The organism is Natronorubrum marinum, assembly GCF_052040125.1.
Classification (GTDB): Archaea; Halobacteriota; Halobacteria; order Halobacteriales; family Natrialbaceae; genus Natronorubrum.
Genome location: NZ_JBPPFV010000006.1, coordinates 78,106 through 98,592, shown reverse-complemented (window position 1 = coordinate 98,592; position 20,487 = coordinate 78,106). Strand labels below are relative to the sequence as shown.

The window sequence follows — 20,487 nt, the reverse complement described above, 5'->3', positions numbered from 1 at the left end:
ACTGTCCCCATCCCTAGCAAAATAGAGGATTCTCACCTCTAAGATATGATTTTCGTATAACTTAGTGAGAAAACCGACCCGACGAGCGTCTCGACCGACGGCTGATCGCCGCCACAGAGCAGATCCTGCTGGGCGAACCGGCCAGGATACGTCTTGCTGTAGTCCTCGATATCGAAGCCGGCGAACATCTGAAACTCGAGCCACTCCGAGAGGGCGAGTCCGACGCCACCACGTCCCGAAAAGAGATCGACGACCTGGGGTCGCCACTTCGAGGTCCACTCTTGGGGAACCGTGTTTCGATCGATCCGGGGCGTCTCACGCAGGTACTCGGGTCGGCGAATGCTCATGCGACCACCTTGCTGAGAGTCTCGCCCTCGAGCACACACTCACGCAGGTGCGACGCGACGTGAGCGGCCAGCAGCGGCGGGACGGCGTTCGAAGCCTGTCGATACTGTTCGTGCTTGTTCCCGGCGAAGGCATACCAGTCGGGGAACGTCTGGATCCGGGCGACCTCGCGAACCGTCATCCGGCGAACGTCCTCGAGCGAAGCGCCGGGCGTCGACGGCGATCGGCCAGCAAAATGCACCGGAGGCGTCCCCTCAGACACAGTCATCGTCGGCGCAGGTTCGTCGGGATGCAACCGCCGATCGGTCGTCGACGAGCCACAGAATCCGAGCGACCACTCGGCGAATCCTTCGCGGACCCCGCGGCGGTGGTCGATTACGACGTGATTCGGGGGCATCCACACCTCCTCACCGTCGCGCTCGATGAACTCGCTCACCGAGTGCGGATCGACGCGGTGTCGATCCAACGCGTCGTCACGGTAGGCGACCAGTTCGTCGATCGTCGCGTGTACGGGATCGTCCGCAGGCGATTGGGACTCAAGCGGCCGGGGCAACGGTCCCTCTCCGCCGTCTTCGAACGCTTCCCGCGCCGTAGTGTATCCCTCGAGCGCACGGCCTGTCCCGAACTCGACGAGTCGGCGCTGTCCGTCACGATGGGTTTCGGGCGGCGTCCAGGTGTCGGGCGTCGGCAGGCCGTCGCGAACACCGACGATGAACACGCGCTTTCGGCGCTGAGGAACGCCGTAGTCGGCGGCGTTCAACTCGAGCGTTCGAACCTCGTATCCCGGCCCGGCGTCTGCGAGCGCGTCGACGAGCGCCGAATGCAACGGCCCGTGGAGTTCGGTCATCCCGACGACGTTCTCGATAAGCACGAGCTGTGGTTCGCAGGCGTCGGCCCACTCAGCCATCGCGAAGGCGTGCTCGTTTCGTGGGTCGTCGGGATCCACTTCGCCACCGGCCGAACTCCATCCCTGACAGGAGGGACCACCTGCGAGCACCGAGAGATCGTCCGGCACCTTCGAGGGATCAACGTCGGTCGCGTCGCCGTACTGCGCAAGGTCGTTCTCTTGGCAGTGCTGGACGTGATAGGTGTAGCGTTCGGGGGCGCGGATCTCCCACGCTCCGCGGACGTGAAAGCCCGCGAGGAAGAGCCCGAAGGTCATCCCGCCACAGCCGGCGTACAGATCGACAGCGGTGGGGGCGTCGTCGGGACCGGTCCACTGGGGCATCTACACCTCACCTCCGCTTGCGAACTGCTCGAGCCCGGACTGTCGCCCACCGTTGTCACGGTTCTTCCGGTCTCGATAATCCTCGTGTTTGACGATCCGTTCGGTGATCGTATGCTCGTCGTAGTAGCGGTCGACGGCGGCTTCGACATCGTCGACGCCGATTCCCTCGAGAATATCACGAACGTCCCACTCATGCAACGCCTCGAGCCACAGCGAATGGCCCGGTGCGTGCTGTTCTTTCTTCACGCTGATCAGCACGGTCTCGACGGTCGCGTCGAACGTCTCCGGGGGCAGATACCAGATCGGCTCGACGAACTGTGAGCGGATCTCCCACCGGAGTGCTTCGAACATCGGCGCACACAGCGCGGAGACCGGGAAGAAAAACGTGAGCCAGCCGCCCGGTTTCAGTAGTCGGAGGGCTTGCTCGAAAAACGGGACGAACAGATCGAACTGGTCGACCGCCGTTCGAAACTGCTCGCGGTACTGGTCGCGTGTCTCGGCCTCGAGAGCCCGATAGCGGACGAACGGCGGATTCGAGAGCACCCAGTCGAACTGCCCGTCTGGAGGGTCGAGCAAAAAGTCGGCGTGGTGGACGTCTATTTCGGCGTTCGAATGTGCGGCGTGGAACTCCTCGAGACGTTTCGGGTCGGTCTCAACGCCGACACACTCGGGGACTGGATAGTCGAACGACCGACAGGGCGACCAGCCCTCGCCGGACGTACAGTACCGCTGGACGGCGTCGAAAAGCCGACCGGTCCCGAGTCCAGGCAACAGGATCCGACCGCGGCGATCGTCGTCGAAGTGTCCCGGCCGGTCGACCGCGAACGTACTCGCAGCGGCGAGATCGGCGACCGGTTCGGGCGTCGGCACGTAGCCGTGCTCGGTCATACGGACCACTCCGTGACTGTCGCTTGCTTGCTCCCCGACTCGCCTGGCTGTGGGTCCGGAGAATCGGTTTCCTCCGTCGCGTCCTCGAGTCGCTCGAGATAGTGCCAATAGCCGTTCTGGAAGATCGTCGTCGTATCGCAGCTATTGAACCCGGTCTCGTAGGCCCAGACGAGTCCATCGACGCCACCCGGATTGCCGACGTGTGCTCGCAGATCACGGTCGCGGGCTTCGGCGACGATCTCGTCACCGTGAGCGCGAAGCCACCGCTTCGACCCGCCGACGAACACGCCTTGACAGCCTTCGATAGCGTCGAACTGCTCGACGATCGGGACGCCGGGTTGGAGCACCCAGTAGCGCATGATCTCCCCTGACCGCAGGGGCAGCGGTCGGTCGTACAGCCACTCCCGATGCTTGTCGATCGTCGCCGCGGCGTCACCGGGGACATCCGGCAACACGACGAAATCGGGTTCGGTCGGCATCTCGGTCAACGCCTCCTCGAGCGTGCTGACCCAAACGTCGCCGTCGAAGTGGCCGCCGAATGCGCCGTTGTCCAGAAAGTAGTGGTCGTCGTGGGGCGTCATCTTCTGGGGCGTCCAGCCGTATCCGTGCGAGTGCGAGGGCGCGTGTTCGCGGGCTTTCCGAAGGTTATCCGGGGATGCTCCGGTGTAGTAGAGCCTCACGCCGACCACCCCTCAGGAATATCGACACGAAGTTCCTCGAGTCCGAGCCGCGGAGCCTCTGCGTGGGTATACACGTTGAACGGAGTCCCCATCTTCCGGATATGGAAGAATCCGTGGCGCGTATCGGTACCCTCTTTTGGCGGCATCCCACCGAGTCCACCGCCGTTGAACAGTTCCTCCTGATAGTCGTACGCTTCGCTGGTCACGCCGACCGACAGCGTTTCGTTCTGGCTGGTCCTGATTGCGACGACATCCTCCTCTGGAACGATCTGCTTGGCAGCTAGCAGACACGCCTCTGCAGCGAATCGGAGGTAGTCGTCGTCGATCGCGACCGGCACAGGTGGCTTTACTGATGAAATTCCGTCTTTGCCGGAGAGCCAGACGCCGGCCTCGAGCGTGTTCTCGTTCGGCCACCCAAACTCAACGTCGGGTTCGCTGGGGTTGAGAACGATCGTGAATGAGCCCGGCGGGACCATCGACTGCGAGTTGTAGTAACCGTCGGCCATCGCCTCGAGTCCGCGCCAGTAGTCGTGAATCTCGTTCACGCGTCGGAGGTGGCCGTCTACGGGCGGGTTCAGTTCCACACCGTCTCGAATGTCGTCCGTCGTGCCGTGTTCGGCCGCGAACGTCTCGAGATCGAACTGCTGGTCGTTGGTCACGCCGACCACCGTCCGAGTGCAACCTGGTTGCCGTCGGCATCCCGATCGGCGTTCGAAAGGTGCCGTTCGCGGTTGTGCTCGCGGACTGTCTGAGAAACCGTCTCGAGTCGGTCGCAGAACCGATCGATGAAGGTCACGTCTTCGTCGAACGCCTCGGGTCCGTGATGGTCGAACGGGTCGGAGAGTGGCATTCGGGCGTCAGTCAGCGCCCAGCCGACGTTCTCCGGCGGGAGGATCACGACCGGCTGGCCGTGGTCCGAGCACACCCAGTAGGATCGGATGCCGGGCTCAGTCCCGTACACGGCTAGCGGAGAGTCACAGCGCGGGCAACAGCCCGGTTCACGACCGTCGTTCACCGCTGTTCACCTCCATCGGGCAGCGTGGACTGCTCGCCGCCGAATCCGTCCTCAAGCGGTTCGCGTTTCTGTCCCCCATACTGGGTTTGACAGTCCGGACAGAGTGGATACCGTCCGAGTCCGGTTTCGTGTGTCCACGTATCGCAGCGATTGCAGCGACCGATAGGCTCGCAGTCCTCACAGTACACGTCGCCGCCGAACTCCGCAAGGTCGCGGTCGCTCGCACCGATGCCACAGTCCTCACAGGTCCGTTCCTCACCCGTCCACGACCCCAGCTCAGGCTGATCGGTTTCAGGCTCGCTGTTGGCTGCGGGCTCGAGCCGCCCGATCGCGTCGGAGAGCCACTCTATGCGGTCGGTGTCTTCGTCGAACGGCGTCCGAACCGACAGTGGGAATTTCACACCCTCGTTCGGGTTGCCGGTCATGCGGGCGATTCCGTACTCGAAGACACCGCGCTCCCGTAGTGAGTCGACGTACGCCGGATCACCGAGGACCAACAGTTCACCAGCGTCGTTTTCCCACCGCTGTGCACCTTGTGGTCGGTAGGCTGAAATCCACGCACACAGCATCGTCGCAACCTTCGCGGCCCATTTATCCATCTCCGTGATGATTTCTTGTCCGTCAGGTCGCCGTCGGAGCAGCCGATTCTCGACGTGGTGATCCACGTTCGTTGGATCGTCGCCGATATCGTCGATCGTCATCCCGTAGGGCTGGACAGGTTCCCAGTTGCGGACCACACCGTTCTCTGCCGACAGGACCGCCCACGGCGTCGCGTCGTAGCCACGGGACCACTGAGTGACGATCTCGGCGAACTCTCGACAGGCGGCAAACTCTGTGGACGTATAGTAGTCTTCGGCCCGCCACGCCGGTCCGGTCGGTCCATCATGACCCCGGATCTGTTCGCCCGGCCCGTACTCGGCGATATGGAGGTCAATCTCGTCTTCGGGATCTCGACGATCCGGGCCACCGGCAACGAGGACTAACGTCCCGTTGAGATAGACATCGGCGTGGTCGGTGTCTCGAGTCTCCGGCCGGAGATTCAGTTCCGTACCAGGCACCGCGCCGGTCGTGATTTCGTTCGTCACGGTTCTATGCCCCCGCGTGAACGCGCTGGCTATCTCGGACGCGCGTACTGTCCTCGATTGGGACCACAGCGTCGGCCGGGCCGTCCGTGGCCTCGAGCGCCCGTGCGTGCAACTCTTCGCGATAGGTCGCGCCGGTCCACCGCTCGACTCGGAGCCCGTCGCCGTCGCGCTCTGCGATCAGGTAGCGTTGGTCCTGGTCGCCCGAGTCCACGCCGACGAGACCGGGCCGGCCGAAGAAACTCCCGAGAACGTCGACGATCGTCAACTCCAGATCTAGCGCGGGAACGTCGACGCGGTCGTAGCGGCTGATGCGCTCGAGGTTGATCACGGTCGCGTTCGTGTTCATGGATCCACCTCGAGTTCAATCTCGGTCCAACTGCCCGGCGTCATCAAATACAGCGTCTCGCCGACGGCCGCCACGTCGCCGATCTCGAGGCTCCGCGTTTCGGCGTCGATAAAGGCTTGACTCTCCTTGCCACCCCCGCGGTTCCAGCGGGGCCACAGCGCCGAGACGACGCGCAGGAGATCAGGGTTTCGTTTGGCCGGGATCTCGTCGGAACCGGCGTGGTCGTACAGTCGACTGAACTCAGCAAACGAGAGCGTCGACTTTTCGTTGTATCGAACGTCGTGTCGGAGCTGTTCGGAGTCGGCCGCTCGCTGTTCTTCGCGACGGTTGCCGCGGTAGCTCTGAAAGACATCGACCGTAAGCGTCTGGCTGTACTGTGCATCCGCACCGTCGTGGTCACCGTTGCGACCGGTTTCCCGGTTCATACTACCCACTCTATTTCCCATCCACTTAGCTGTTACTATTGAATAAGCATATCAAATCGCGCCCGGTCACCGGAAACGTGGTGTGTCGTTGAGACTACTGAACTCGATATCGATCACAGAAATGACCGCAATCGCCTTTTCGTTCGCGTTCGAAACCCCTCTTGCCGGGGTTATTCACCCGGTGTACCAGCACCGGGGACTCGGCACGTGCTCCCGTGGGATGGAGGCCTCCTAACCTTTCAAGTCCCACGGGACCGCTTCATCGCCAGCGTGCTGGCGTATCTTCGCAGCCACCCATGAGGCGGACTGTTGCTCGAGATACACGCTCTCCTTGACGACGTGGTATTTCAGCGGATAGCTGTCATCGGTCGCCATCTCTCGGATCAACTCCTTGGCTCTGCCACGGTCGTGGCTAGCTATGCCGAACGACGCGGCCGCGTCGATCGACACCCCTCGGGGCTGGTAGAACCCCTCTCGGTGGAGTTTAGCGAGGACGGTGGCGCGAATTTCACTGTCCCGGTCATTTTCAGACATCTTGATTTTCACCTCCATACACCACTATTGAGAACGCATATACATAAGTCTGTGCGTTTGAAAGTACAGTACCAGACTTTGTGACCAATAGTATTTTGTATGACCTGTCCGTAGCAGAACGTATGCCAGAACAAGAGCCCGAACCGGAGGGTGAGACCGTCGAACAGGGCGAACGGATCGAAAACCATCCGATCGTCGAACTGTTAGGCAACCGAACGCGAGTGAAAATTTTCGCGACGCTGCAGGACGCCTCGAGTCCGCTGAACCCACACGATATCACCGAGAACGCCGCTATTAGCCGCAACGCGTGGTACGACAACTACGGTGTGCTCGAGGAGTACGGCGTGATCAAGCAGGCCGGACGCCACGGTAACTCGCCGCTGTACGTCCTAGGTGATGTCGAGACTGACCAGGACGATCCCGACGACGCGGACGCAGGCAATCCCGAACTGGTCGGCGCACTCCGGAAGGCGTCCGATCTCGCGGGCGCACAGCGCCGGGAAAACCGTGCGATGGAGGACGGATCCGATGAGTGACGAACCAGACCCAGACGCCGAACGTCGAGAGATCGAACCCAACGGCGAGCTGGTCGCCGACTCGGTCGACGATATTATCGCCGCGAATGCGTTCGTCGAACTCTTAGGGAACTCCTCGCGAGCGAAGATTCTCGCCGTCCTCGCCGGTACGCAGACGCCGGTCAATCCGTCGGCGATCGCCGATGCTGCGGACATCTCTCGAGATACGTTCTACCGGCACTTCGAGACGTTCGAAGAGTACGGCGTCGTCGAGCAAGTCGGCGAAGCCGCCAACGCTCCGCTGTACTCGATGACCGAGACGGATCTCGCGCGAGCACTCGAGATGGTCGCCGATCACGCCGGGGAGCGAAAGCGAACCCGCGAGGGCGTTCGGGACGGGATGGACCATGAGTGACAAGTCGACGGACACAACCCAAGCCCGACTCGATGGCACTGTCCCATCGACTCGAGTCGGCCACTGTCGCAAAGACGAGACAGACGTCTATATCGGCAGGGCCGACGGTGGGGATGGTCACCTACTGAATACGCCGATCGGCGAACGCGGGTGGCTCGGTAATCCGCACCCGAAAGACGATCACGGTCGCGCGGAGTGCATCGAACTGTTCCGTGAGGACTTCGAGGACGATCAGGAGTTTCGCGCGGCCGTCCGGCAACTCGAGGGAGATCGTCTCGGTTGATGGTGCCAGCGCCTCGACGATTCGCCAGCTTGTCACGGGGAAGTAATCGCAAGGGCTGCTGATCGACTAGCAAATGAGGATGACAAATGAGTCGGGATACTGGACCTACTATCGACGAGTTAGAATCGGGGCATTTGATTCGAGCATGTCCACATGGTGAGGCTGCCAGTGATCCAATAACAATGGAGGTGCTCAACCTTCCTCTAACTACGTCGTGAATACCTCTACATTGGATCGCCATTAAGGTCAGTACTGACGACTGCCGACACATTAGGTGCCCTGCTCATCTAACATCCTACGATACTGAGGAAAGAGCCGAGAACGTCCACTGTTGTTTAAAAGTCGTTTTTTTGCCAGCCCCCAAGTGTATTCAGGTATTGTACTGTAAAGATATACATGAGCGAGGATGAAGGAGACCAGCCAAGCATTTCTACGATAAGCGAAGAACACTTTTCATCGAGACGTCTTATTATACTTCATTCCGTACAAGTGATTCTTTTCTTATTTATATTTATACTCATCATATTACAAATATTCAATGTATTGGTAGTTCAAATAAATTCTACTACTATTGCACTTTTGGTAATATTGATTGGAGTCACTCTTCTTGACCGGATTGGCTCTTTCAGCTTACGTTATGGAGATACCTCTATAGAATTACAACTCATAACGGCCAGAACTACAGAGCTAATTGAAAGATTTGATCGGCTGGGTCTTGTTTATGATATTGAACTACCAGAACCCACTCAAGACCCTGATGATGCGCTAAAAGACGTTCGAAGACAATTACGTTCCCTTCTCATCGCTTTGAGTACTAACGGGGGTAGTAGAGTTGGCAATAAGGAAGATCAAAAACAAAGAACTCAGACAGATGGAGGGGATCCGGACCTCAGTCCTCTTAAAATGAGTGCGATCTACGATTTACTCTCACTGATCGACATGACACTCGTCGCCTATGAAAACGGTAAAATCGGAGAAGCAGAGGTTGATCCTGTCTATGAATTAGGAACCATGGCGATTGCTTTTCTTAGAGAGGTAGCTGAACCTACTCAATATAGCACTACCTCGGGGAGAGAACAGGGGGAAAGTGAGCAACTTGATGATCCGGGAGGGCCTGCAAGCGAATGGAGTCTGGATAGGTGGGCATACTTCCGCGATCTCGCAGGGCTGGCTTATGAAGAGGACCACCAAGACGATGCTAGACGACTTGTGACACAAGCAGAGGAGGTAATCGAACAATTAGAGGATCTGGGGGGGAGACTGGAGTTGATTAACAAACTCATGGAGGTGTCATACGGAGGTGACGACCAAGACACCGCCAGAAGATTAGTTGCTAAAGCAAATAAAACAATCGAGAAAATGGAGGATCCAAGGCGAGAACAGGAACTTGTCAACCTCGCAGGGCTGGTATACAACGGCGGCGATCGGGATATCGGCAGAGAACTAGTCGAGCAGATTAAAAACCCAAGGACGAAGGCATGGGGATTCAGCGTCCTCGCAAACTGTGCTTTATCAGAAGACGATAAGAATACCGCTAGACAATTCTTGAGACAAGCAGAGGAAATAGGCGAGCAGATTGAGGATCCGGAGGCAAAAGCATGGGTATTCAGTGTCCTCGCAGAGAGTGCTTATTGGGACGATGAGAATATCGCTAGACAATTCTTGAGGCAAGCAGAGGAGGCAATCGATCAGATCGAGGATCCAGAGACGGAAGCATTGGTATTCCGCGACATGATTGAGTTGGCTAATACATTTGACGATCAGGACACCGCTAGACGACTCGTGACGCAAACAGAGGAGACAATCGAGCAGATGGAAGACAAAAAAGCGAAATCACGGATTTCGAGAAGGATTGAGGAAATCTTGATCTGATACACTCACAAGCTCGGTCCGCCAGCATATCCAAGTTCTTAATTGCGAAACAAAGAATTAAATAGATCTGATAAGTCCGTCGACTGGTCGTTTTGAGTCCCCTAGTCCTCGACGATCACCTCGAGTCGCCCGCTCGGAAACCGATACCGAGTCATCTTATCCTCGAGCGTTCCTTCGTCGTAGGCCATCAACACGTCCCCAGTGAACCAGTCATCGCCGAAGACACGCCGGACGTCGCTTTCATAGACCGCTTCGACGACCGGATCGTCGGCCCACTCGCGCTTGTTCTTGCGGCACTGTGCGACCGTACACTGGGTCTCGAGCAGATAGTACTCGGTCGCCACGGCCTCGGTCTGCTCGAGGACGATCACGCGCTCGTCTTGGACGCTATCACGGACGATATCCCCGGCTCCGAACTGGTCCGTCGCGGTCTCTGCCTCTATCTCGGCGTCGACCATTCAGACCACCGCCTCCGCGAGCGTCTCCTCGTTGTAGGCGGTCGACCACTCGACGCGAACGGTCGCGTTCTCGCCGTCCAATCCTGCGGTCACCGAGTCGCCCTCGGTGATCGTCTGGCCGTCGAACTGCGCTTTCGTGTACTGGAGATTGCCGTGAATCTCGAGCGTGCGGGCGTTCACCGACTCACCCCCAGCGTGCGTGACGAGCACGTCGCCGCCGATACGCTGAATATCGAACGACGCGTCGGGAGCGTCTTCGTCCCACGGCTGCAGATCCTGCGCTTGCGATTGGTGGCTCTGGACTGCCTCGAGCGCGTAAACTGCGACGACGGCGCTGAGGATGATCGTCAGTCCAACAAGCAATACAACTCCGATAATGGGCGATGCGGCCCGTGCTGTACTCTTTGAATTTGAATTGCGTCCCGTCATGGTCACCTTGGGCCAGGTTTCCCCGGCCACACGCACTCATTCTGGTTGTACTGACTTAGTTGTTACTATTGAATAAGCATATAATACGGGTCGAAGGGGAACACGGTTAGTGGACGTTGTTCACGGTCAGTAGAGCGTTCGAAAAAACACCGACGAACTACAATTCTGTCCGTTACCAGTTTCGCTGATCTGCCGCGTTAGAACTCTTCGTTTCGATACGACTTGATTCGCTTTTCCATAACGCGGTCAGCAACCTCATCGATATTGTCGATCACCAACTCCAACATTGCGTCGTGGATTTCACGCAGTTCTTCGTCTCTGACGGCTTCCTCACGGAACTTTGGCGTGAGTGCCATCCCAATTTCATCCTCGAGTTGGTCCCACGTTTCCTCTCTAGGGTACATTGCGCCCTGTCGAACGTCACTGTATGGGAACGCTGGCCCGACCTCTCCCGGATCTGGGTCGGCGGTTGACTCGTCGATCGAGTCTTTCTGTTCCCCAGACCGCCGATCTTGGGGCGAATCGTCGGTCCGATTCCGCTCGATCGACGCTGTGTCCGCGCCTGGACTCGAGTTTGTGTGTTCTTGTTCGTCTGCGGTCTCTGGTTCGGACTCTGTTTCTGGTTCCGATTCTTCGTCTGCATCCGCTGCGGGTTCGCCGAGATCGAAGCCGGTCATTGTACGATGCCTCCGCGCTCGATGATATCGGCGATTTCGCCGAAGTACTCGAGTTGGGGGTTCTCTGGATTGTAGGCCGTCAGTGGCATTCGTTCTTCGTAGGCTTTGCCAACGTCGGCCGTATGCCGGATCGGTGGCTTCGGTGGCGTCATCTCTCCGGCGTCGATCGCCGCCCACTCGTCGGGCCGGATCCGCGCGAACGGTGGGACGTGATCGTCGAGGACGGCCTCGAGATCGTACTCGTCGGAGAGTGTCCCCTGTGTCGCGTCGACGCCGTCACGACCGGCCAGCAGCAAACTCGCGAAACTCTCCTGTGTGTTCATCGCTTCGAGAAGCTTCCGGTCGCTGGTTTGGTGATCGATCCGCGACTCGAGGTCGTTCGGAACCGTCGCGAGAATTTCGAACTCACCGAGCTGGCCGCGGATCGGTGCGACCAGGCGCGTAGCCGTCTCCCGTAGTCCGTTCAGGGCTTCGGGAACGGGCATCAACGGCAGGATAGCGTTCGGCGCTGCAACCACAGCGTTGTTCGTGAGTTTGTTCCTCGAGCCCGGCACGTCGAACAGCATGTAGTCGTAGCGGTCGCCGAGATGTTCCTCGACGAGTTCCTGTTTCATCTTCAAATCCGACGCAAGGACTGAGTCCTTCGACAGTTCGTCTGTGACGCGCTCGAGATTGAGCGACGGGACGAAATCGAATCCGTGGCCTGGGTTCTTGACGATCTCCTCGAGCGCGGCGTCCCCGAGGAGGACATCGGCTAGGTCGGTCGCGCTTTCGTTCTGTCGGGTGTAGTAGCCGAGTCCGGTCGATAGGTGGCCGGCTGGATCAAGGTCGACGACGAGAACGTTGTGTCCTCGAAAGTCGCCGAGAATCCCGCCGATGGATCCTGCAAACGTACTCTTCCCGAATCCTCCCTTCAGCATCGGGAGACAAACCGCTCGTGGTTCTGCAGTGTGTGTTGCCATTTTGTGACTCCGCCCGCTGCAGGGATCGGACTGCCTGCATACCGAAATCCTGTTTCAGCGGACACTCATCACATTCAATCAATCGCACTTATTTCTACCGACGTTAGCTAACTTAGTCAACTTAGGGAGCTTAGCGACCTTAGGTGAATTAGAATACTTAGCTGAGTTGCCTAAGCTAACTGAGTAAACTAAGCTACCTAAGGTTCCTAATTTGGCCGATTCAGCCAGTGTGCGTAGCTTCCGAGAAGTCGCTGATGTAGCCACTCGAGGGCGTGTAGGAGTCACAGGCGGCAGGAGCCGCCCCAGCAGAGCTGGTATTTTGGCTGCCGACAGCGTCGGCACTCGAGAATAGGTGATCGGCTGGGAAAGGCGTTGTGTCTATCCGACAGGTGGTCACTCTCGGGCAGATCAACCAGCTCGCGCTCAGCAGTCTTGAGTTCGAAAGTGCCGCCGTGACGGTTGGAACGTCATCGTGTAATCGCTTAGCGCGACGGTGACCACGACGGTGTTAAAACCTTAATCGACGGCCAACCGGCAGACGCGGCACTCCTTGATAGACGAGGGTGTGTAAAATATCTAGCGGTGTCCAACACGGATCGGCAAAAATGGGGGCCGTGAGAGCGGTGAACTGCAGTGGAAAAGCAGGGGTTCGACCGGCGTTACGCGTCGTCGTGGAAGACGTCTTCGTGGTCGTCGAGCGCCTGCGCAGCGCCGTCGCGGACTTCATCGAGGAACTCGCCTTTCTCGTCGGCGAAGTCCTCGAGCGTCTCCGATTTGAGCTTCGCTTTCACTCGCGTTCGGTCGCTCGAGGAGCCGTGTTGCATCGTCACTTCGAACGACACGCCCTGGTCGTGGTGGGTCTCGCGTTTGTCGATCGTCTCAATACTGTCACCGTCGGCGGCCGTCTCGTCGTCAGTTGTATCGGTCATAGTCGTAGTCACCGTCGCGCCGGTTTCCCGGCGCATACCACACCATTCGTCGGGGGGTACTTAGTATTTACTATTGTATATGCATATACGCCGAATTGGTACTCGAGACGCCGACCAGGACGGCGTTGCCACTCCGAAAAAATGAGCGTCGGTCGTTCTACTCGGTTCTCAGTCCCACCAGCACCGTACGAGGACGGCTTCGCCGTCGTTCTCGAGGTCTCGAAGCCGCTCACCCATGAACAGCGTCGGATAGCTCTCAGCCCCGGGGTGGGCGTCGAGTTCGTCCGGCAGCGCAATCGTGAGCAGATCCATCACGTCGACCGGCCGATCGGTCCACAGATAGAGTGCGGGCGAACTCTCCCGGCCGACAACGAACTGTGTGTTGTCGGGACAGGACTCGAGCACGTCGATCACGCGGTCGTCCGTGAATCGGTTGTAGTCGCCGATCTCGCGAACGCACGCGACCGTCTCTGCGAGGTCCATCCACTCGGTGTGGAATTTCAGCGACCGGCGGGGCTTGCCGTTGACGACGTGGTCCCAGCCGTTGCCGCTCTCGGTCCCGTCACGGTCGGTTTCGCCGTAGGCTTCGGCAGTACACCGCACGTTGCTCCAGGCGTACTCTCCGGCGTACATCGGCCCGTAGTGGCCCGACAGAATGGCGTTATCGTAGCCGGCGTCGCCGGGTTCATACGGGAGGTCATAGGCCGGCGGGTCCGGCAGTTCGCGACCGCTCGAGGCGATCGGCGTCGGTTCGTCCAAGTGATTCGGATAGTTGTAGTGATAGTCCATTCGTCGTGGTCACCTGCGGACTGTCGCTTTCGCGCGTCCGCGTCTATGCGAACGAACGCCACCGACTTAGTATTTACTATTGAGTAAGCATATTAGAACAGCGCCGAACTGCAGAACCGAACCAACTCAAACACGCTAAGATATGCATATACAATAGTAACAACTAAGTGGGTCACGTTCGTCTAGCCGAGTGTGACCGGGGAAACTCGGTCGCAAGGTGACTACGACGAATGCAGTCAATCCCAATCGACGGCGAACCGATCGCAGAACATTCCGGGACGGTGGCCCATCCGCCGTACTATCAGGAACAGGAGGTCCTGGTTCGTGCCTACCGTAATCACGACCGCGACGTTCTGTTGCTCGAGCGCCGGTATCCGAACTGTACGCTCGTCTCAGAGTTCGATATCCTGAGCGAGTCGACGGTTCGGGCGCGAAAACCAGCGAGCCGGCACCCGGAGTACGTCCTTCGGGCGGTCGTCGCGCTCGGTTTCGAGACGGTCAAAGAGCCCGAATCCTAACTCGGACGATCACCGACCGATCGACGGTCGACACTCAATTTTTGAACATGTGAATACAATAGTAATAGCTAAGTACCGTCCGTCGAATGGTGTGGTATGCGCCGGGAAACCGGCGCGGTGACCACGACATGACTGTAGACGAAATCCTGACGACGGACGATCCGCTCGACGACGAACTGACTGGGACGTTGCTGACCGGCGCGACACACCTCGAGCCCGCCTACCGCCCGGAATGGGAGAACTCCAATCCCGATTGGGAGGACGGCCAGATTCTGCTCGAGGGCGAGCTGGACTTCCCGGCCGACCAACCGGCCCGCGAGGTCGCGGCCAGCCTTCGCGACCGCGCGGAGACGATCGGCGCGGTCGTCGATCACGACCCAACCGAGGGCGAAATTCGCGCGTACCCGTGGAACGGGCCGGGACACTTCCGCCTCAACTACAACGCCGACGATCCGGCGGCTCGAGTCGCGTCGATCACCGTTTTCGACGGTCGCGGCCGACCGGCGAGTCACGATACACTCGCAGAACTGAAAGACCAGGGCGAGGTCTCTGAAAAGCTCAAAGCAGCGCTGTTCCCCGCCGATTCCGGCGACCGTGACGACGGGGAAGAGCCGGAGGTTCACCGGATCACGATGGATGGCTTAGTCCCGATCTCGGACGAGTAATCGCCGCTCGAGAATCTCCCGTTCTACTGAATATGCAAATTAAATAGTAATAACTAAGTGCGTCCCGCTGAATGTCTGTAGTACGCGCCGGGAAACCGGGGCGGTGACCACGACAATGGGCGCAAACACAAATCCAAGCGGTGACCTGCAGCCAACGATCGAATCGGTTGAATCGAACTCGCAAAGCGACGTGTCGGCGATCGTCACGGATCCCGACTGGGACGCCGTCGGCGAACGCGTGCTGTCCGAGCTGGCCGACGCAGTCGAGATCATCCGTACGGCCGGCGACGGCGAGACGATCCACGACTGGGCCGGCGTCGAAAACGAGTGGGCAGCGAAAACGCGGCCGGATGCAACGTCAGTCTGCCTCGAGCACTCGAGTGGCGCGTGGGTCCGAATCGAAGCCTCGAGCGTCTCTGACGGCTTCAACGTCCTCGTCTCCGAGGGGAAGGAGTCGATCCCACAACGCGCACTCTGGTCGACCCGCACACAGGGCATCTTGCTCCAGAAGTGCGAAACGCAGACGGTCGCGAAGATGCTCCAGTTCGCTCGCGACGGCGAGTTCTGACGGCGGGCGACTCTCGACTCTCGTCGAACTTGAGGAAACCAGCATCAATTCTCTGAAACCTTTTTCAGCGTATGAGAATAGTGACCTGTCTACTATGTAGTAGATGGAAAGTTGGAAATGTGGGCGAAAGCCCGCCCACAGTGCCGCGTCGGTATTATGAGCGACGCGTAGGGGTGTGTGCTATCAATTGCGGCACCAGTCGCTCTATTGCCGAACGTAATAATCCTTATGGAAATGGTGCTATTCACGAGAGAATCAGGGGTAATTATGCCCTAGAACTGCACGTATGACAACACCCGTCCGATTGGTGAGACACTTTGTTTATTATATCGGACACACATTACCAACACGATGGGACTCGAAGGAAACGGATTCGAGCCGGAGATCGCGTTGGTGTTCGAAACGGGTGCTGTGGCAAGCCTCGTGTCGGTACTGCTAGATATCCGTGACGAGCCACATAGTGCGTCGGATATCTGCGACCATGCAGGTATCTCGAGGGGCACGTTCTACGAGCACGCCGACCAGCTCAAGGAGTACGGGATTCTCGAGAAAGTCGATTTCGGGAGTGCATCGGGCTACCGCCTCGCGGAGACGGAGGTTGCCGCGAAGCTGATCGAACTCGAGTGTGAACTTGAGGATCATCGGGCCGACGGGCTTGAAACAGAGACGCAATCCGCTTAGCAGTAGATAATAGAACGATTTTGTTATTCAGACCGGACTGTAAAATCTCGATAAGTACAGGCCAACAACACACCAGTATGCAAAGTGGACTATACCACAAACCATTCTCAGGTTCACCAGTACCCTATCTCACATAACTAAATAGCTGAATTTATACTCTGTCAATATCTTGACGGAGGTATGGTTAACACAGGAGAAAACAAATATTCAGAGCCAAAAACCATTTTTGAAAAACTCGAAACGGATCGTCAATGGGTGAATGACCTGAGTTCAAAAGCACGAGTTGAAAATCAGAGTAAATTTGACGTAAATATAGAAATTCAGAGAGAGTTAATCGCAGAAGAAAATTTAGATAATTGTGAATTAACTAGAACAGACTACGGGAAACAGGTGGGGAAGAGACTTGCTTTTGAAAATCGATATACTAACCAGCCCGAAGGATTCGAAGACTCGTCAATTCAATTTATTGAGAATGAAGTGGAGCCATTGCGGTGCGAGGAGTGCTTGGGGGAGGGAAAAATACAATGTTCAGAATGTGGTGGAGATACAGAAAACCGTTGTGGGAATTGTAATAGTTCTGGAGAAATTATTTGTGGGTGCTCGAGTGGTACTAAACAATGTACAAGCTGCGGAGGATCAGAAGTAATTGACTGTACAAAATGCAAACGAGGAAGAGTGGATTGCGACAACTGTGATGACGGAAGGGTTAATTGCGAGTGTACTATCCATGGAGAAAGAGGCAAACGAACGACAGTAACTAAAAAGAGACGAACGGTTGAAAAAAAGAGAGATGTTCGCGGGAGGAGTATGAAAGATGGGTCGCATGAAGAAGAAATAACAAATCAAGAAACGACTACTTGCGGCACTTGTAATGGATCGGGGGAAAAGAATTGTGAGATATGTCGTGGGAAAGGAGACAATGAGTGCTCAAGCTGTGATGGGTCTGGTTCAAGCCCGTGTAATAACTGCGAGAACGGGCGGATAGTATGCAAAGACTGTGGGGGAAATCCAATTAGCAGATGTAAGGAATGTTTAGGAGAAGGCACAATACCGTGTGACTCATGCGATGGACGAGGCAATGACCCATGTGAAGTTTGCGACCAAACTGGAGAATTGTTCTACGCAAAAATTGGTGAGATCGAATATAGATCGGAAACGTGTAAAGAAGTCGCGGATGCCGAGAAAATACGAGAACGAGTAGGGAGGAAGGGGCTAGAGAAAGTTAGAAATTCCGAAGGACATTTGCAGGATAGAAAGACCGAAGAACCAGATAATAGTCCTGATCCAGAAAAAGAGGTAGTAATCCGTACAGAAATGGAAGCTCGGACTGTTCCTGTTCAAGAAATAGAGTACCGTTATGAAGATTCCAAATATACTCTCTACGAAATTGATAGTGAAATACACTATGAAAATAATAACCATCCTCTCAGCGAAATTGCAAAATCAGAGCAGAAAGCTCTCGGCGCGATATTTTTATTAGGAGTGCTAATTTTGATCGGCTTCTTGCTCTACTTTTTCTTGTATGTTCCTTTGACGTAGACGCGGACCCATTCGGACGTGATCTCGAGGTTGATCTTCGATGCGCCGGTGTGCCCTCCGTCTTCGACGTGGATCAACACGCCGGCAAGCGACCAGTACTCGCTCGCGACGACGGTACCGTCCTCGTCTGTTCGTTCGTCGGCGAGTTTGCGTTTGATGCCGAACATGCGCCACGGATCCTCCGGCGTGCTAATCTCCTCACAGAACGCTTCCGGGTCGACGGGGTCGTCGAACTCGAGCGAGAAGGTCGTCCCCTCGATGGCCGGCCGTCCGTCTTCGTTGGGGTAGGTGATCCTGGTTGCGTCGATTTGTTCGGCGAGATCGGCGCTCTCGAGATCCTCGATAACGATTGACTCTGTCATCCGGACACCCCGGCGAGTTGCATGGCGTTCCAGGCTGCCGCGCCCATCCAGATCGGTGCGACAAGCGCCGGGTAGTACAGCCACCAGACCGGCGGCCCTGTCACGTATCGCCGCTCGAGGGCGTAGACGCCGACCGATCCGGCGGCGACCACGCCGATCACGATGAGTTTGAACGCCGCTGCAGCGCCGATCCCGTGGCCGAAAAAGAGGTAGCGACCGACGGGATTCGTCTCTCGAGCGCCCATCCCGAGTCCGTAGACGGTCGTGAACACGTCGGCGAACGCAGCGAGGACCAGCAAAGCCCATGCGAGCGTTCCGAGTACCGAGCGTGCTGCCGGCGTTTCGAAGACGTCCAGCACCGACTGGGCGCTTTCGTCGCCGGCTCGAGGCCGCGACAGGCGGTCGGAAACGCTCGTCATCGGAAATCACCCTCCGGTCCGGGATCCATGATATCGGCGGCCGTCGTATCCGAGGTGATCGGTGGCTGATCCTGGTCGGTCGCTCCGGTAGCGTTCGGTCGCTTTGGGGTGTCCCGGCTGGCCGCTGCCGTCCCTTGCCGGTCGAGTCGACTGACGGGAACGCCAAGCCCCGGCTTCGAGGGATAGCGAAGCCTGATCGCTTCGACTTCTGAATCGGGAACACAGAGCGTGTAGTGCGTTCCGTGGCCCTCCAACGGGAGATAGTAGCCGTTCGTCCGGTAGGCGTCGCGAACGTGACGTGCGGGTTCGGCTACCTCGAGCGAGCGCGTCTTGTCCCGAGCGTCGACGACGATCGTTTCGCCGGCCTCGAGTTGCTTGACGAACGCCCGCATGAGGTCGTCCGGTTTCCATTTATCCATCACAATAACCCCTTGTTTCCGACGTTCGGAGTTCGTGGACATTCTCACTCGGATTACGGAGGTTCGGCCGACTGCGAACGTGCCCGGAATCGTTTAGTCGTGCTGCTCGTCGACGAACAGTGTCGGGGTTCAGCCTGGTCCGTTCGGCGAGATCGCTTGTCGGGAGCGGTCCCTCTCGCTCGAGGACGACGTAGACGAGTTTCGACGCCGGGTTCATCGCCTCGATCGGCGGGCAATCGTCGGTTGTGTCTGCAGGCGACTCGACGAGTGCCGGTGTCCGATTAGACATCACGACCACCGCTGGATGCTGTCTCGACTGTCTCGACTGACTCGAGGCGCTGGCCGAGATCGACGCGCTCGCAGCGTGCGAGTTTTACGACGGGGTCCTCGAGCCACGCTTCGGGATCGAGTCGCGCTTTCGTCCCTGCGTAATCGTGCTGGAGCAACACGCGCCGCGTAGCTTCGTCGTAGAACGGTTCGACGAGAGTTCCACCGTGGAGGACGGCGTCGACGCTCGAGGCTGTGAGCGCCCGCACGTTTCGTGTGGTCCCGACGACTCGGTAACACCTCGCCAGTCCTTCGGGAACATCGTGGGCAACGAGCGTGTGGCCGGCGTGTGAGAACGCCCGCCACTCCGGGAACATCGATTGCTCGACGTGGGCCGTCGCTCCCGTCGCGTCGTTACTCGACATCGTAAGCCCTCCATGCGTCCCGAAGATCGTTCAGCCACTCTCGTTGATTCGCAGTGAGTCCGTGGCGTTCGACCTCCTGTGCGCCGCGTGTCTCCGGGCTCTCGTAGAGCCACTTTCGACGGTTGAACTCGAGCAGCATCAACGCCAGATTTCGGACGGGGCCGTCGTACGTCTCCCGTAATCGGCCGGCGTGGTCGTCCGTGATCTGTCGGGGCGTCGGTTCGCCGTACTCGGAGTCGGTCGCCGCAATCGCCCGTTCCGTTTGGGACAAGGCCTGTTGCGTCTGTCCCATGAGCTTACGGAGTTCCGAATGCGTGTTCGACAGGCTCGAGGCCGGGTACTGAGCGTCCGTGAGGTTGATCGACTCGTCGACCGCACGGCTGGCCGTTGCGTTGACCGCCGCGACTCGGCGCTGGACGCGGGCCGCGGTCTCCTGGGGGCCGTCCAGACCGCTCGGGTGGTCGTTCGAGTCTCGAGACCGGTCCTGGTCACTCATCGGACTCACCTTCTATGTGATCAGTGGCCGTCTGGAGAAAACGATCTGTATAGGGTTGTCGTACTATTTTATTAGAAGTCGATTCTTGAGTTGGAGCATGGTACTCAGTTTGGCGGCGTACGTCTACGCGTCGGTTCGAACCCCTGAACACGAATTTGATGGTTGGTTCGCTCTGTTGCTGTTCTTCGCCGATGCGGGGATTGCGGGGGCAATTTTCCCGTCCCAACTGATTGCGTAACGGTCGGTGTGATCG

At 58.0% G+C, this 20,487-nt stretch carries 32 protein-coding genes; 10 read left to right on the top strand and 22 right to left on the bottom strand.

Annotation, left to right across the window (positions count from 1 at the left end):
* Positions 1-38: 38 nt before the first annotated feature.
* The 10 genes from ACSFC5_RS23155 to ACSFC5_RS23110 form a co-directional block, all read right to left on the bottom strand.
* Positions 39-347, bottom strand: a complete 309-nt coding sequence (locus ACSFC5_RS23155; RefSeq protein WP_440767577.1) for a hypothetical protein — start codon at positions 345-347, stop codon at positions 39-41.
* Entirely contained in the window at positions 344-1,573 is a 1,230-nt protein-coding gene (locus tag ACSFC5_RS23150; protein WP_440767576.1) for a DNA cytosine methyltransferase, read from the bottom strand. Before ACSFC5_RS23150 ends, ACSFC5_RS23155 begins: the two co-directional genes overlap by 4 nt.
* Entirely contained in the window at positions 1,574-2,461 is an 888-nt protein-coding gene (locus tag ACSFC5_RS23145) for an Eco57I restriction-modification methylase domain-containing protein (RefSeq protein WP_440767575.1), read from the bottom strand.
* On the bottom strand, positions 2,458-3,141 hold the full coding sequence (locus ACSFC5_RS23140) for a hypothetical protein (RefSeq protein ID WP_440767574.1): 684 nt from the start codon (positions 3,139-3,141) through the stop codon (positions 2,458-2,460). Before ACSFC5_RS23140 ends, ACSFC5_RS23145 begins: the two co-directional genes overlap by 4 nt.
* Positions 3,138-3,800 carry a hypothetical protein gene (locus ACSFC5_RS23135; protein ID WP_440767573.1) on the bottom strand — a complete coding sequence of 221 codons (663 nt, stop codon included), beginning with the start codon at positions 3,798-3,800 and terminating at the stop codon, positions 3,138-3,140. The genes ACSFC5_RS23140 and ACSFC5_RS23135 overlap by 4 nt, the downstream gene beginning before the upstream one ends.
* Complete coding sequence (locus ACSFC5_RS23130; protein ID WP_440767572.1) at positions 3,797-4,156, bottom strand: hypothetical protein; 360 nt, start codon at positions 4,154-4,156, stop codon at positions 3,797-3,799. Before ACSFC5_RS23130 ends, ACSFC5_RS23135 begins: the two co-directional genes overlap by 4 nt.
* Positions 4,153-5,241 carry a hypothetical protein gene (locus tag ACSFC5_RS23125; RefSeq protein ID WP_440767571.1) on the bottom strand — a complete coding sequence of 363 codons (1,089 nt, stop codon included), beginning with the start codon at positions 5,239-5,241 and terminating at the stop codon, positions 4,153-4,155. Before ACSFC5_RS23125 ends, ACSFC5_RS23130 begins: the two co-directional genes overlap by 4 nt.
* Before the next feature lie 4 nt (positions 5,242-5,245).
* Positions 5,246-5,587: a hypothetical protein gene (locus ACSFC5_RS23120; RefSeq protein WP_440767570.1), complete on the bottom strand. Its 342-nt coding sequence runs from the start codon at positions 5,585-5,587 to the stop codon at positions 5,246-5,248.
* Positions 5,584-6,012, bottom strand: coding sequence for a hypothetical protein (locus ACSFC5_RS23115; protein WP_440767569.1), 429 nt, complete (start codon positions 6,010-6,012; stop codon positions 5,584-5,586). The genes ACSFC5_RS23120 and ACSFC5_RS23115 overlap by 4 nt, the downstream gene beginning before the upstream one ends.
* Positions 6,013-6,243: 231 nt before the next feature.
* Entirely contained in the window at positions 6,244-6,564 is a 321-nt protein-coding gene (locus ACSFC5_RS23110; RefSeq protein ID WP_440767568.1) for a hypothetical protein, read from the bottom strand.
* Positions 6,565-6,668: 104 nt separating this feature from the next.
* Between ACSFC5_RS23110 and ACSFC5_RS23105 the strand changes: the two genes are divergently transcribed.
* The 4 genes from ACSFC5_RS23105 to ACSFC5_RS23090 all read left to right on the top strand — a co-directional run bounded on the left by ACSFC5_RS23105 (position 6,669) and on the right by ACSFC5_RS23090 (position 9,631).
* Positions 6,669-7,082: a winged helix-turn-helix domain-containing protein gene (locus tag ACSFC5_RS23105; protein ID WP_440767567.1), complete on the top strand. Its 414-nt coding sequence runs from the start codon at positions 6,669-6,671 to the stop codon at positions 7,080-7,082.
* Positions 7,075-7,476 (top strand): winged helix-turn-helix domain-containing protein, encoded by a 402-nt coding sequence (locus tag ACSFC5_RS23100; RefSeq protein WP_440767566.1) that lies wholly within the window; start codon positions 7,075-7,077, stop codon positions 7,474-7,476. The genes ACSFC5_RS23105 and ACSFC5_RS23100 overlap by 8 nt, the downstream gene beginning before the upstream one ends.
* Positions 7,469-7,759, top strand: coding sequence for a DUF4326 domain-containing protein (locus ACSFC5_RS23095; protein WP_440767565.1), 291 nt, complete (start codon positions 7,469-7,471; stop codon positions 7,757-7,759). Before ACSFC5_RS23100 ends, ACSFC5_RS23095 begins: the two co-directional genes overlap by 8 nt.
* 396 nt (positions 7,760-8,155) lie before the next feature.
* Entirely contained in the window at positions 8,156-9,631 is a 1,476-nt protein-coding gene (locus ACSFC5_RS23090) for a hypothetical protein (protein ID WP_440767564.1), read from the top strand.
* A gap of 101 nt (positions 9,632-9,732) precedes the next feature.
* On the opposite strand, the gene ACSFC5_RS23085 is transcribed toward ACSFC5_RS23090, so the two are convergent.
* The 6 genes from ACSFC5_RS23085 to ACSFC5_RS23060 form a co-directional block, all read right to left on the bottom strand.
* Entirely contained in the window at positions 9,733-10,089 is a 357-nt protein-coding gene (locus ACSFC5_RS23085; RefSeq protein WP_440767563.1) for a hypothetical protein, read from the bottom strand.
* Positions 10,090-10,518 (bottom strand): type IV pilin domain-containing protein, encoded by a 429-nt coding sequence (locus tag ACSFC5_RS23080; protein WP_440767608.1) that lies wholly within the window; start codon positions 10,516-10,518, stop codon positions 10,090-10,092.
* A 197-nt stretch (positions 10,519-10,715) separates the two neighbouring features.
* Positions 10,716-11,195, bottom strand: coding sequence for a DUF7970 domain-containing protein (locus tag ACSFC5_RS23075; RefSeq protein WP_440767562.1), 480 nt, complete (start codon positions 11,193-11,195; stop codon positions 10,716-10,718).
* The gene (locus ACSFC5_RS23070) at positions 11,192-12,157 is read right to left on the bottom strand and encodes a ParA family protein (RefSeq protein ID WP_440767561.1); all 966 of its coding nucleotides are present in this window, start codon (positions 12,155-12,157) and stop codon (positions 11,192-11,194) included. The genes ACSFC5_RS23075 and ACSFC5_RS23070 overlap by 4 nt, the downstream gene beginning before the upstream one ends.
* A 659-nt stretch (positions 12,158-12,816) precedes the next feature.
* Positions 12,817-13,086, bottom strand: coding sequence for a hypothetical protein (locus tag ACSFC5_RS23065; RefSeq protein ID WP_440767560.1), 270 nt, complete (start codon positions 13,084-13,086; stop codon positions 12,817-12,819).
* 168 nt (positions 13,087-13,254) lie between these two features.
* Positions 13,255-13,875 (bottom strand): hypothetical protein, encoded by a 621-nt coding sequence (locus tag ACSFC5_RS23060; protein WP_440767559.1) that lies wholly within the window; start codon positions 13,873-13,875, stop codon positions 13,255-13,257.
* Positions 13,876-14,105: 230 nt separating this feature from the next.
* Here ACSFC5_RS23060 and ACSFC5_RS23055 point away from each other — a divergent pair, with 230 nt between their 5' ends.
* From ACSFC5_RS23055 to ACSFC5_RS23035, 5 genes are all read left to right on the top strand, one after another.
* Positions 14,106-14,393 (top strand): hypothetical protein, encoded by a 288-nt coding sequence (locus tag ACSFC5_RS23055; protein WP_440767558.1) that lies wholly within the window; start codon positions 14,106-14,108, stop codon positions 14,391-14,393.
* A gap of 128 nt (positions 14,394-14,521) precedes the next feature.
* On the top strand, positions 14,522-15,058 hold the full coding sequence (locus tag ACSFC5_RS23050) for a hypothetical protein (RefSeq protein ID WP_440767557.1): 537 nt from the start codon (positions 14,522-14,524) through the stop codon (positions 15,056-15,058).
* Between the two features lie 115 nt (positions 15,059-15,173).
* Positions 15,174-15,626 (top strand): hypothetical protein, encoded by a 453-nt coding sequence (locus ACSFC5_RS23045; RefSeq protein WP_440767556.1) that lies wholly within the window; start codon positions 15,174-15,176, stop codon positions 15,624-15,626.
* 351 nt (positions 15,627-15,977) lie between these two features.
* Positions 15,978-16,307, top strand: coding sequence for a winged helix-turn-helix domain-containing protein (locus ACSFC5_RS23040; protein ID WP_440767555.1), 330 nt, complete (start codon positions 15,978-15,980; stop codon positions 16,305-16,307).
* A 180-nt stretch (positions 16,308-16,487) separates the two neighbouring features.
* Positions 16,488-17,846 carry a molecular chaperone DnaJ gene (locus ACSFC5_RS23035; protein WP_440767554.1) on the top strand — a complete coding sequence of 453 codons (1,359 nt, stop codon included), beginning with the start codon at positions 16,488-16,490 and terminating at the stop codon, positions 17,844-17,846.
* Here ACSFC5_RS23035 and ACSFC5_RS23030 read toward each other — a convergent pair.
* The 6 genes from ACSFC5_RS23030 to ACSFC5_RS23010 all read right to left on the bottom strand — a co-directional run bounded on the left by ACSFC5_RS23030 (position 17,816) and on the right by ACSFC5_RS23010 (position 20,234).
* Positions 17,816-18,208, bottom strand: coding sequence for a hypothetical protein (locus ACSFC5_RS23030; RefSeq protein WP_440767553.1), 393 nt, complete (start codon positions 18,206-18,208; stop codon positions 17,816-17,818). The genes ACSFC5_RS23035 and ACSFC5_RS23030 overlap by 31 nt on opposite strands.
* Complete coding sequence (locus tag ACSFC5_RS23025; protein WP_440767552.1) at positions 18,205-18,627, bottom strand: DUF5658 family protein; 423 nt, start codon at positions 18,625-18,627, stop codon at positions 18,205-18,207. Before ACSFC5_RS23025 ends, ACSFC5_RS23030 begins: the two co-directional genes overlap by 4 nt.
* Complete coding sequence (locus ACSFC5_RS23020) at positions 18,624-19,046, bottom strand: hypothetical protein (protein WP_440767551.1); 423 nt, start codon at positions 19,044-19,046, stop codon at positions 18,624-18,626. Before ACSFC5_RS23020 ends, ACSFC5_RS23025 begins: the two co-directional genes overlap by 4 nt.
* Complete coding sequence (locus ACSFC5_RS23380) at positions 19,039-19,263, bottom strand: winged helix-turn-helix transcriptional regulator (RefSeq protein ID WP_502263162.1); 225 nt, start codon at positions 19,261-19,263, stop codon at positions 19,039-19,041. The genes ACSFC5_RS23020 and ACSFC5_RS23380 overlap by 8 nt, the downstream gene beginning before the upstream one ends.
* A 64-nt stretch (positions 19,264-19,327) precedes the next feature.
* Positions 19,328-19,738 carry a hypothetical protein gene (locus ACSFC5_RS23015; RefSeq protein WP_440767550.1) on the bottom strand — a complete coding sequence of 137 codons (411 nt, stop codon included), beginning with the start codon at positions 19,736-19,738 and terminating at the stop codon, positions 19,328-19,330.
* Positions 19,728-20,234, bottom strand: a complete 507-nt coding sequence (locus ACSFC5_RS23010) for a hypothetical protein (RefSeq protein WP_440767549.1) — start codon at positions 20,232-20,234, stop codon at positions 19,728-19,730. Before ACSFC5_RS23010 ends, ACSFC5_RS23015 begins: the two co-directional genes overlap by 11 nt.
* A 97-nt stretch (positions 20,235-20,331) precedes the next feature.
* On the opposite strand from ACSFC5_RS23010, the gene ACSFC5_RS23005 reads away from it, so the two are divergent.
* A complete protein-coding gene (locus ACSFC5_RS23005; RefSeq protein WP_440767548.1) occupies positions 20,332-20,472 on the top strand; it encodes a hypothetical protein in 141 nt (46 codons plus the stop codon).
* Positions 20,473-20,487 lie beyond the last annotated feature (15 nt).

Excerpts from the sequence above, each read along its gene's own strand:
- ACSFC5_RS23110 (WP_440767568.1), bottom strand. The coding sequence starts at position 6,564 with ATGGAGGTGAAAATCAAGATGTCTGAAAATGACCGGGACAGTGAAATT.
- ACSFC5_RS23070 (WP_440767561.1), bottom strand. The coding sequence starts at position 12,157 with ATGGCAACACACACTGCAGAACCACGAGCGGTTTGTCTCCCGATGCTG.
- ACSFC5_RS23080 (WP_440767608.1), bottom strand. The coding sequence starts at position 10,518 with ATGACGGGACGCAATTCAAATTCAAAGAGTACAGCACGGGCCGCATCG.
- ACSFC5_RS23105 (WP_440767567.1), top strand. The coding sequence starts at position 6,669 with ATGCCAGAACAAGAGCCCGAACCGGAGGGTGAGACCGTCGAACAGGGC.
- ACSFC5_RS23120 (WP_440767570.1), bottom strand. The coding sequence starts at position 5,587 with ATGAACACGAACGCGACCGTGATCAACCTCGAGCGCATCAGCCGCTAC.
- ACSFC5_RS23055 (WP_440767558.1), top strand. The coding sequence starts at position 14,106 with ATGCAGTCAATCCCAATCGACGGCGAACCGATCGCAGAACATTCCGGG.
- ACSFC5_RS23065 (WP_440767560.1), bottom strand. The coding sequence starts at position 13,086 with ATGACCGATACAACTGACGACGAGACGGCCGCCGACGGTGACAGTATT.
- ACSFC5_RS23060 (WP_440767559.1), bottom strand. The coding sequence starts at position 13,875 with ATGGACTATCACTACAACTATCCGAATCACTTGGACGAACCGACGCCG.
- ACSFC5_RS23090 (WP_440767564.1), top strand. The coding sequence starts at position 8,156 with ATGAGCGAGGATGAAGGAGACCAGCCAAGCATTTCTACGATAAGCGAA.
- ACSFC5_RS23155 (WP_440767577.1), bottom strand. The coding sequence starts at position 347 with ATGAGCATTCGCCGACCCGAGTACCTGCGTGAGACGCCCCGGATCGAT.
- ACSFC5_RS23015 (WP_440767550.1), bottom strand. The coding sequence starts at position 19,738 with ATGTCGAGTAACGACGCGACGGGAGCGACGGCCCACGTCGAGCAATCG.
- ACSFC5_RS23005 (WP_440767548.1), top strand. The coding sequence starts at position 20,332 with ATGGTACTCAGTTTGGCGGCGTACGTCTACGCGTCGGTTCGAACCCCT.
- ACSFC5_RS23085 (WP_440767563.1), bottom strand. The coding sequence starts at position 10,089 with ATGGTCGACGCCGAGATAGAGGCAGAGACCGCGACGGACCAGTTCGGA.
- ACSFC5_RS23380 (WP_502263162.1), bottom strand. The coding sequence starts at position 19,263 with ATGAACCCGGCGTCGAAACTCGTCTACGTCGTCCTCGAGCGAGAGGGA.
- ACSFC5_RS23050 (WP_440767557.1), top strand. The coding sequence starts at position 14,522 with ATGACTGTAGACGAAATCCTGACGACGGACGATCCGCTCGACGACGAA.
- ACSFC5_RS23045 (WP_440767556.1), top strand. The coding sequence starts at position 15,174 with ATGGGCGCAAACACAAATCCAAGCGGTGACCTGCAGCCAACGATCGAA.
- ACSFC5_RS23035 (WP_440767554.1), top strand. The coding sequence starts at position 16,488 with ATGGTTAACACAGGAGAAAACAAATATTCAGAGCCAAAAACCATTTTT.
- ACSFC5_RS23150 (WP_440767576.1), bottom strand. The coding sequence starts at position 1,573 with ATGCCCCAGTGGACCGGTCCCGACGACGCCCCCACCGCTGTCGATCTG.
- ACSFC5_RS23115 (WP_440767569.1), bottom strand. The coding sequence starts at position 6,012 with ATGAACCGGGAAACCGGTCGCAACGGTGACCACGACGGTGCGGATGCA.
- ACSFC5_RS23025 (WP_440767552.1), bottom strand. The coding sequence starts at position 18,627 with ATGACGAGCGTTTCCGACCGCCTGTCGCGGCCTCGAGCCGGCGACGAA.
- ACSFC5_RS23145 (WP_440767575.1), bottom strand. The coding sequence starts at position 2,461 with ATGACCGAGCACGGCTACGTGCCGACGCCCGAACCGGTCGCCGATCTC.
- ACSFC5_RS23010 (WP_440767549.1), bottom strand. The coding sequence starts at position 20,234 with ATGAGTGACCAGGACCGGTCTCGAGACTCGAACGACCACCCGAGCGGT.
- ACSFC5_RS23030 (WP_440767553.1), bottom strand. The coding sequence starts at position 18,208 with ATGACAGAGTCAATCGTTATCGAGGATCTCGAGAGCGCCGATCTCGCC.
- ACSFC5_RS23095 (WP_440767565.1), top strand. The coding sequence starts at position 7,469 with ATGAGTGACAAGTCGACGGACACAACCCAAGCCCGACTCGATGGCACT.
- ACSFC5_RS23100 (WP_440767566.1), top strand. The coding sequence starts at position 7,075 with ATGAGTGACGAACCAGACCCAGACGCCGAACGTCGAGAGATCGAACCC.
- ACSFC5_RS23075 (WP_440767562.1), bottom strand. The coding sequence starts at position 11,195 with ATGACCGGCTTCGATCTCGGCGAACCCGCAGCGGATGCAGACGAAGAA.
- ACSFC5_RS23040 (WP_440767555.1), top strand. The coding sequence starts at position 15,978 with ATGGGACTCGAAGGAAACGGATTCGAGCCGGAGATCGCGTTGGTGTTC.
- ACSFC5_RS23020 (WP_440767551.1), bottom strand. The coding sequence starts at position 19,046 with ATGGATAAATGGAAACCGGACGACCTCATGCGGGCGTTCGTCAAGCAA.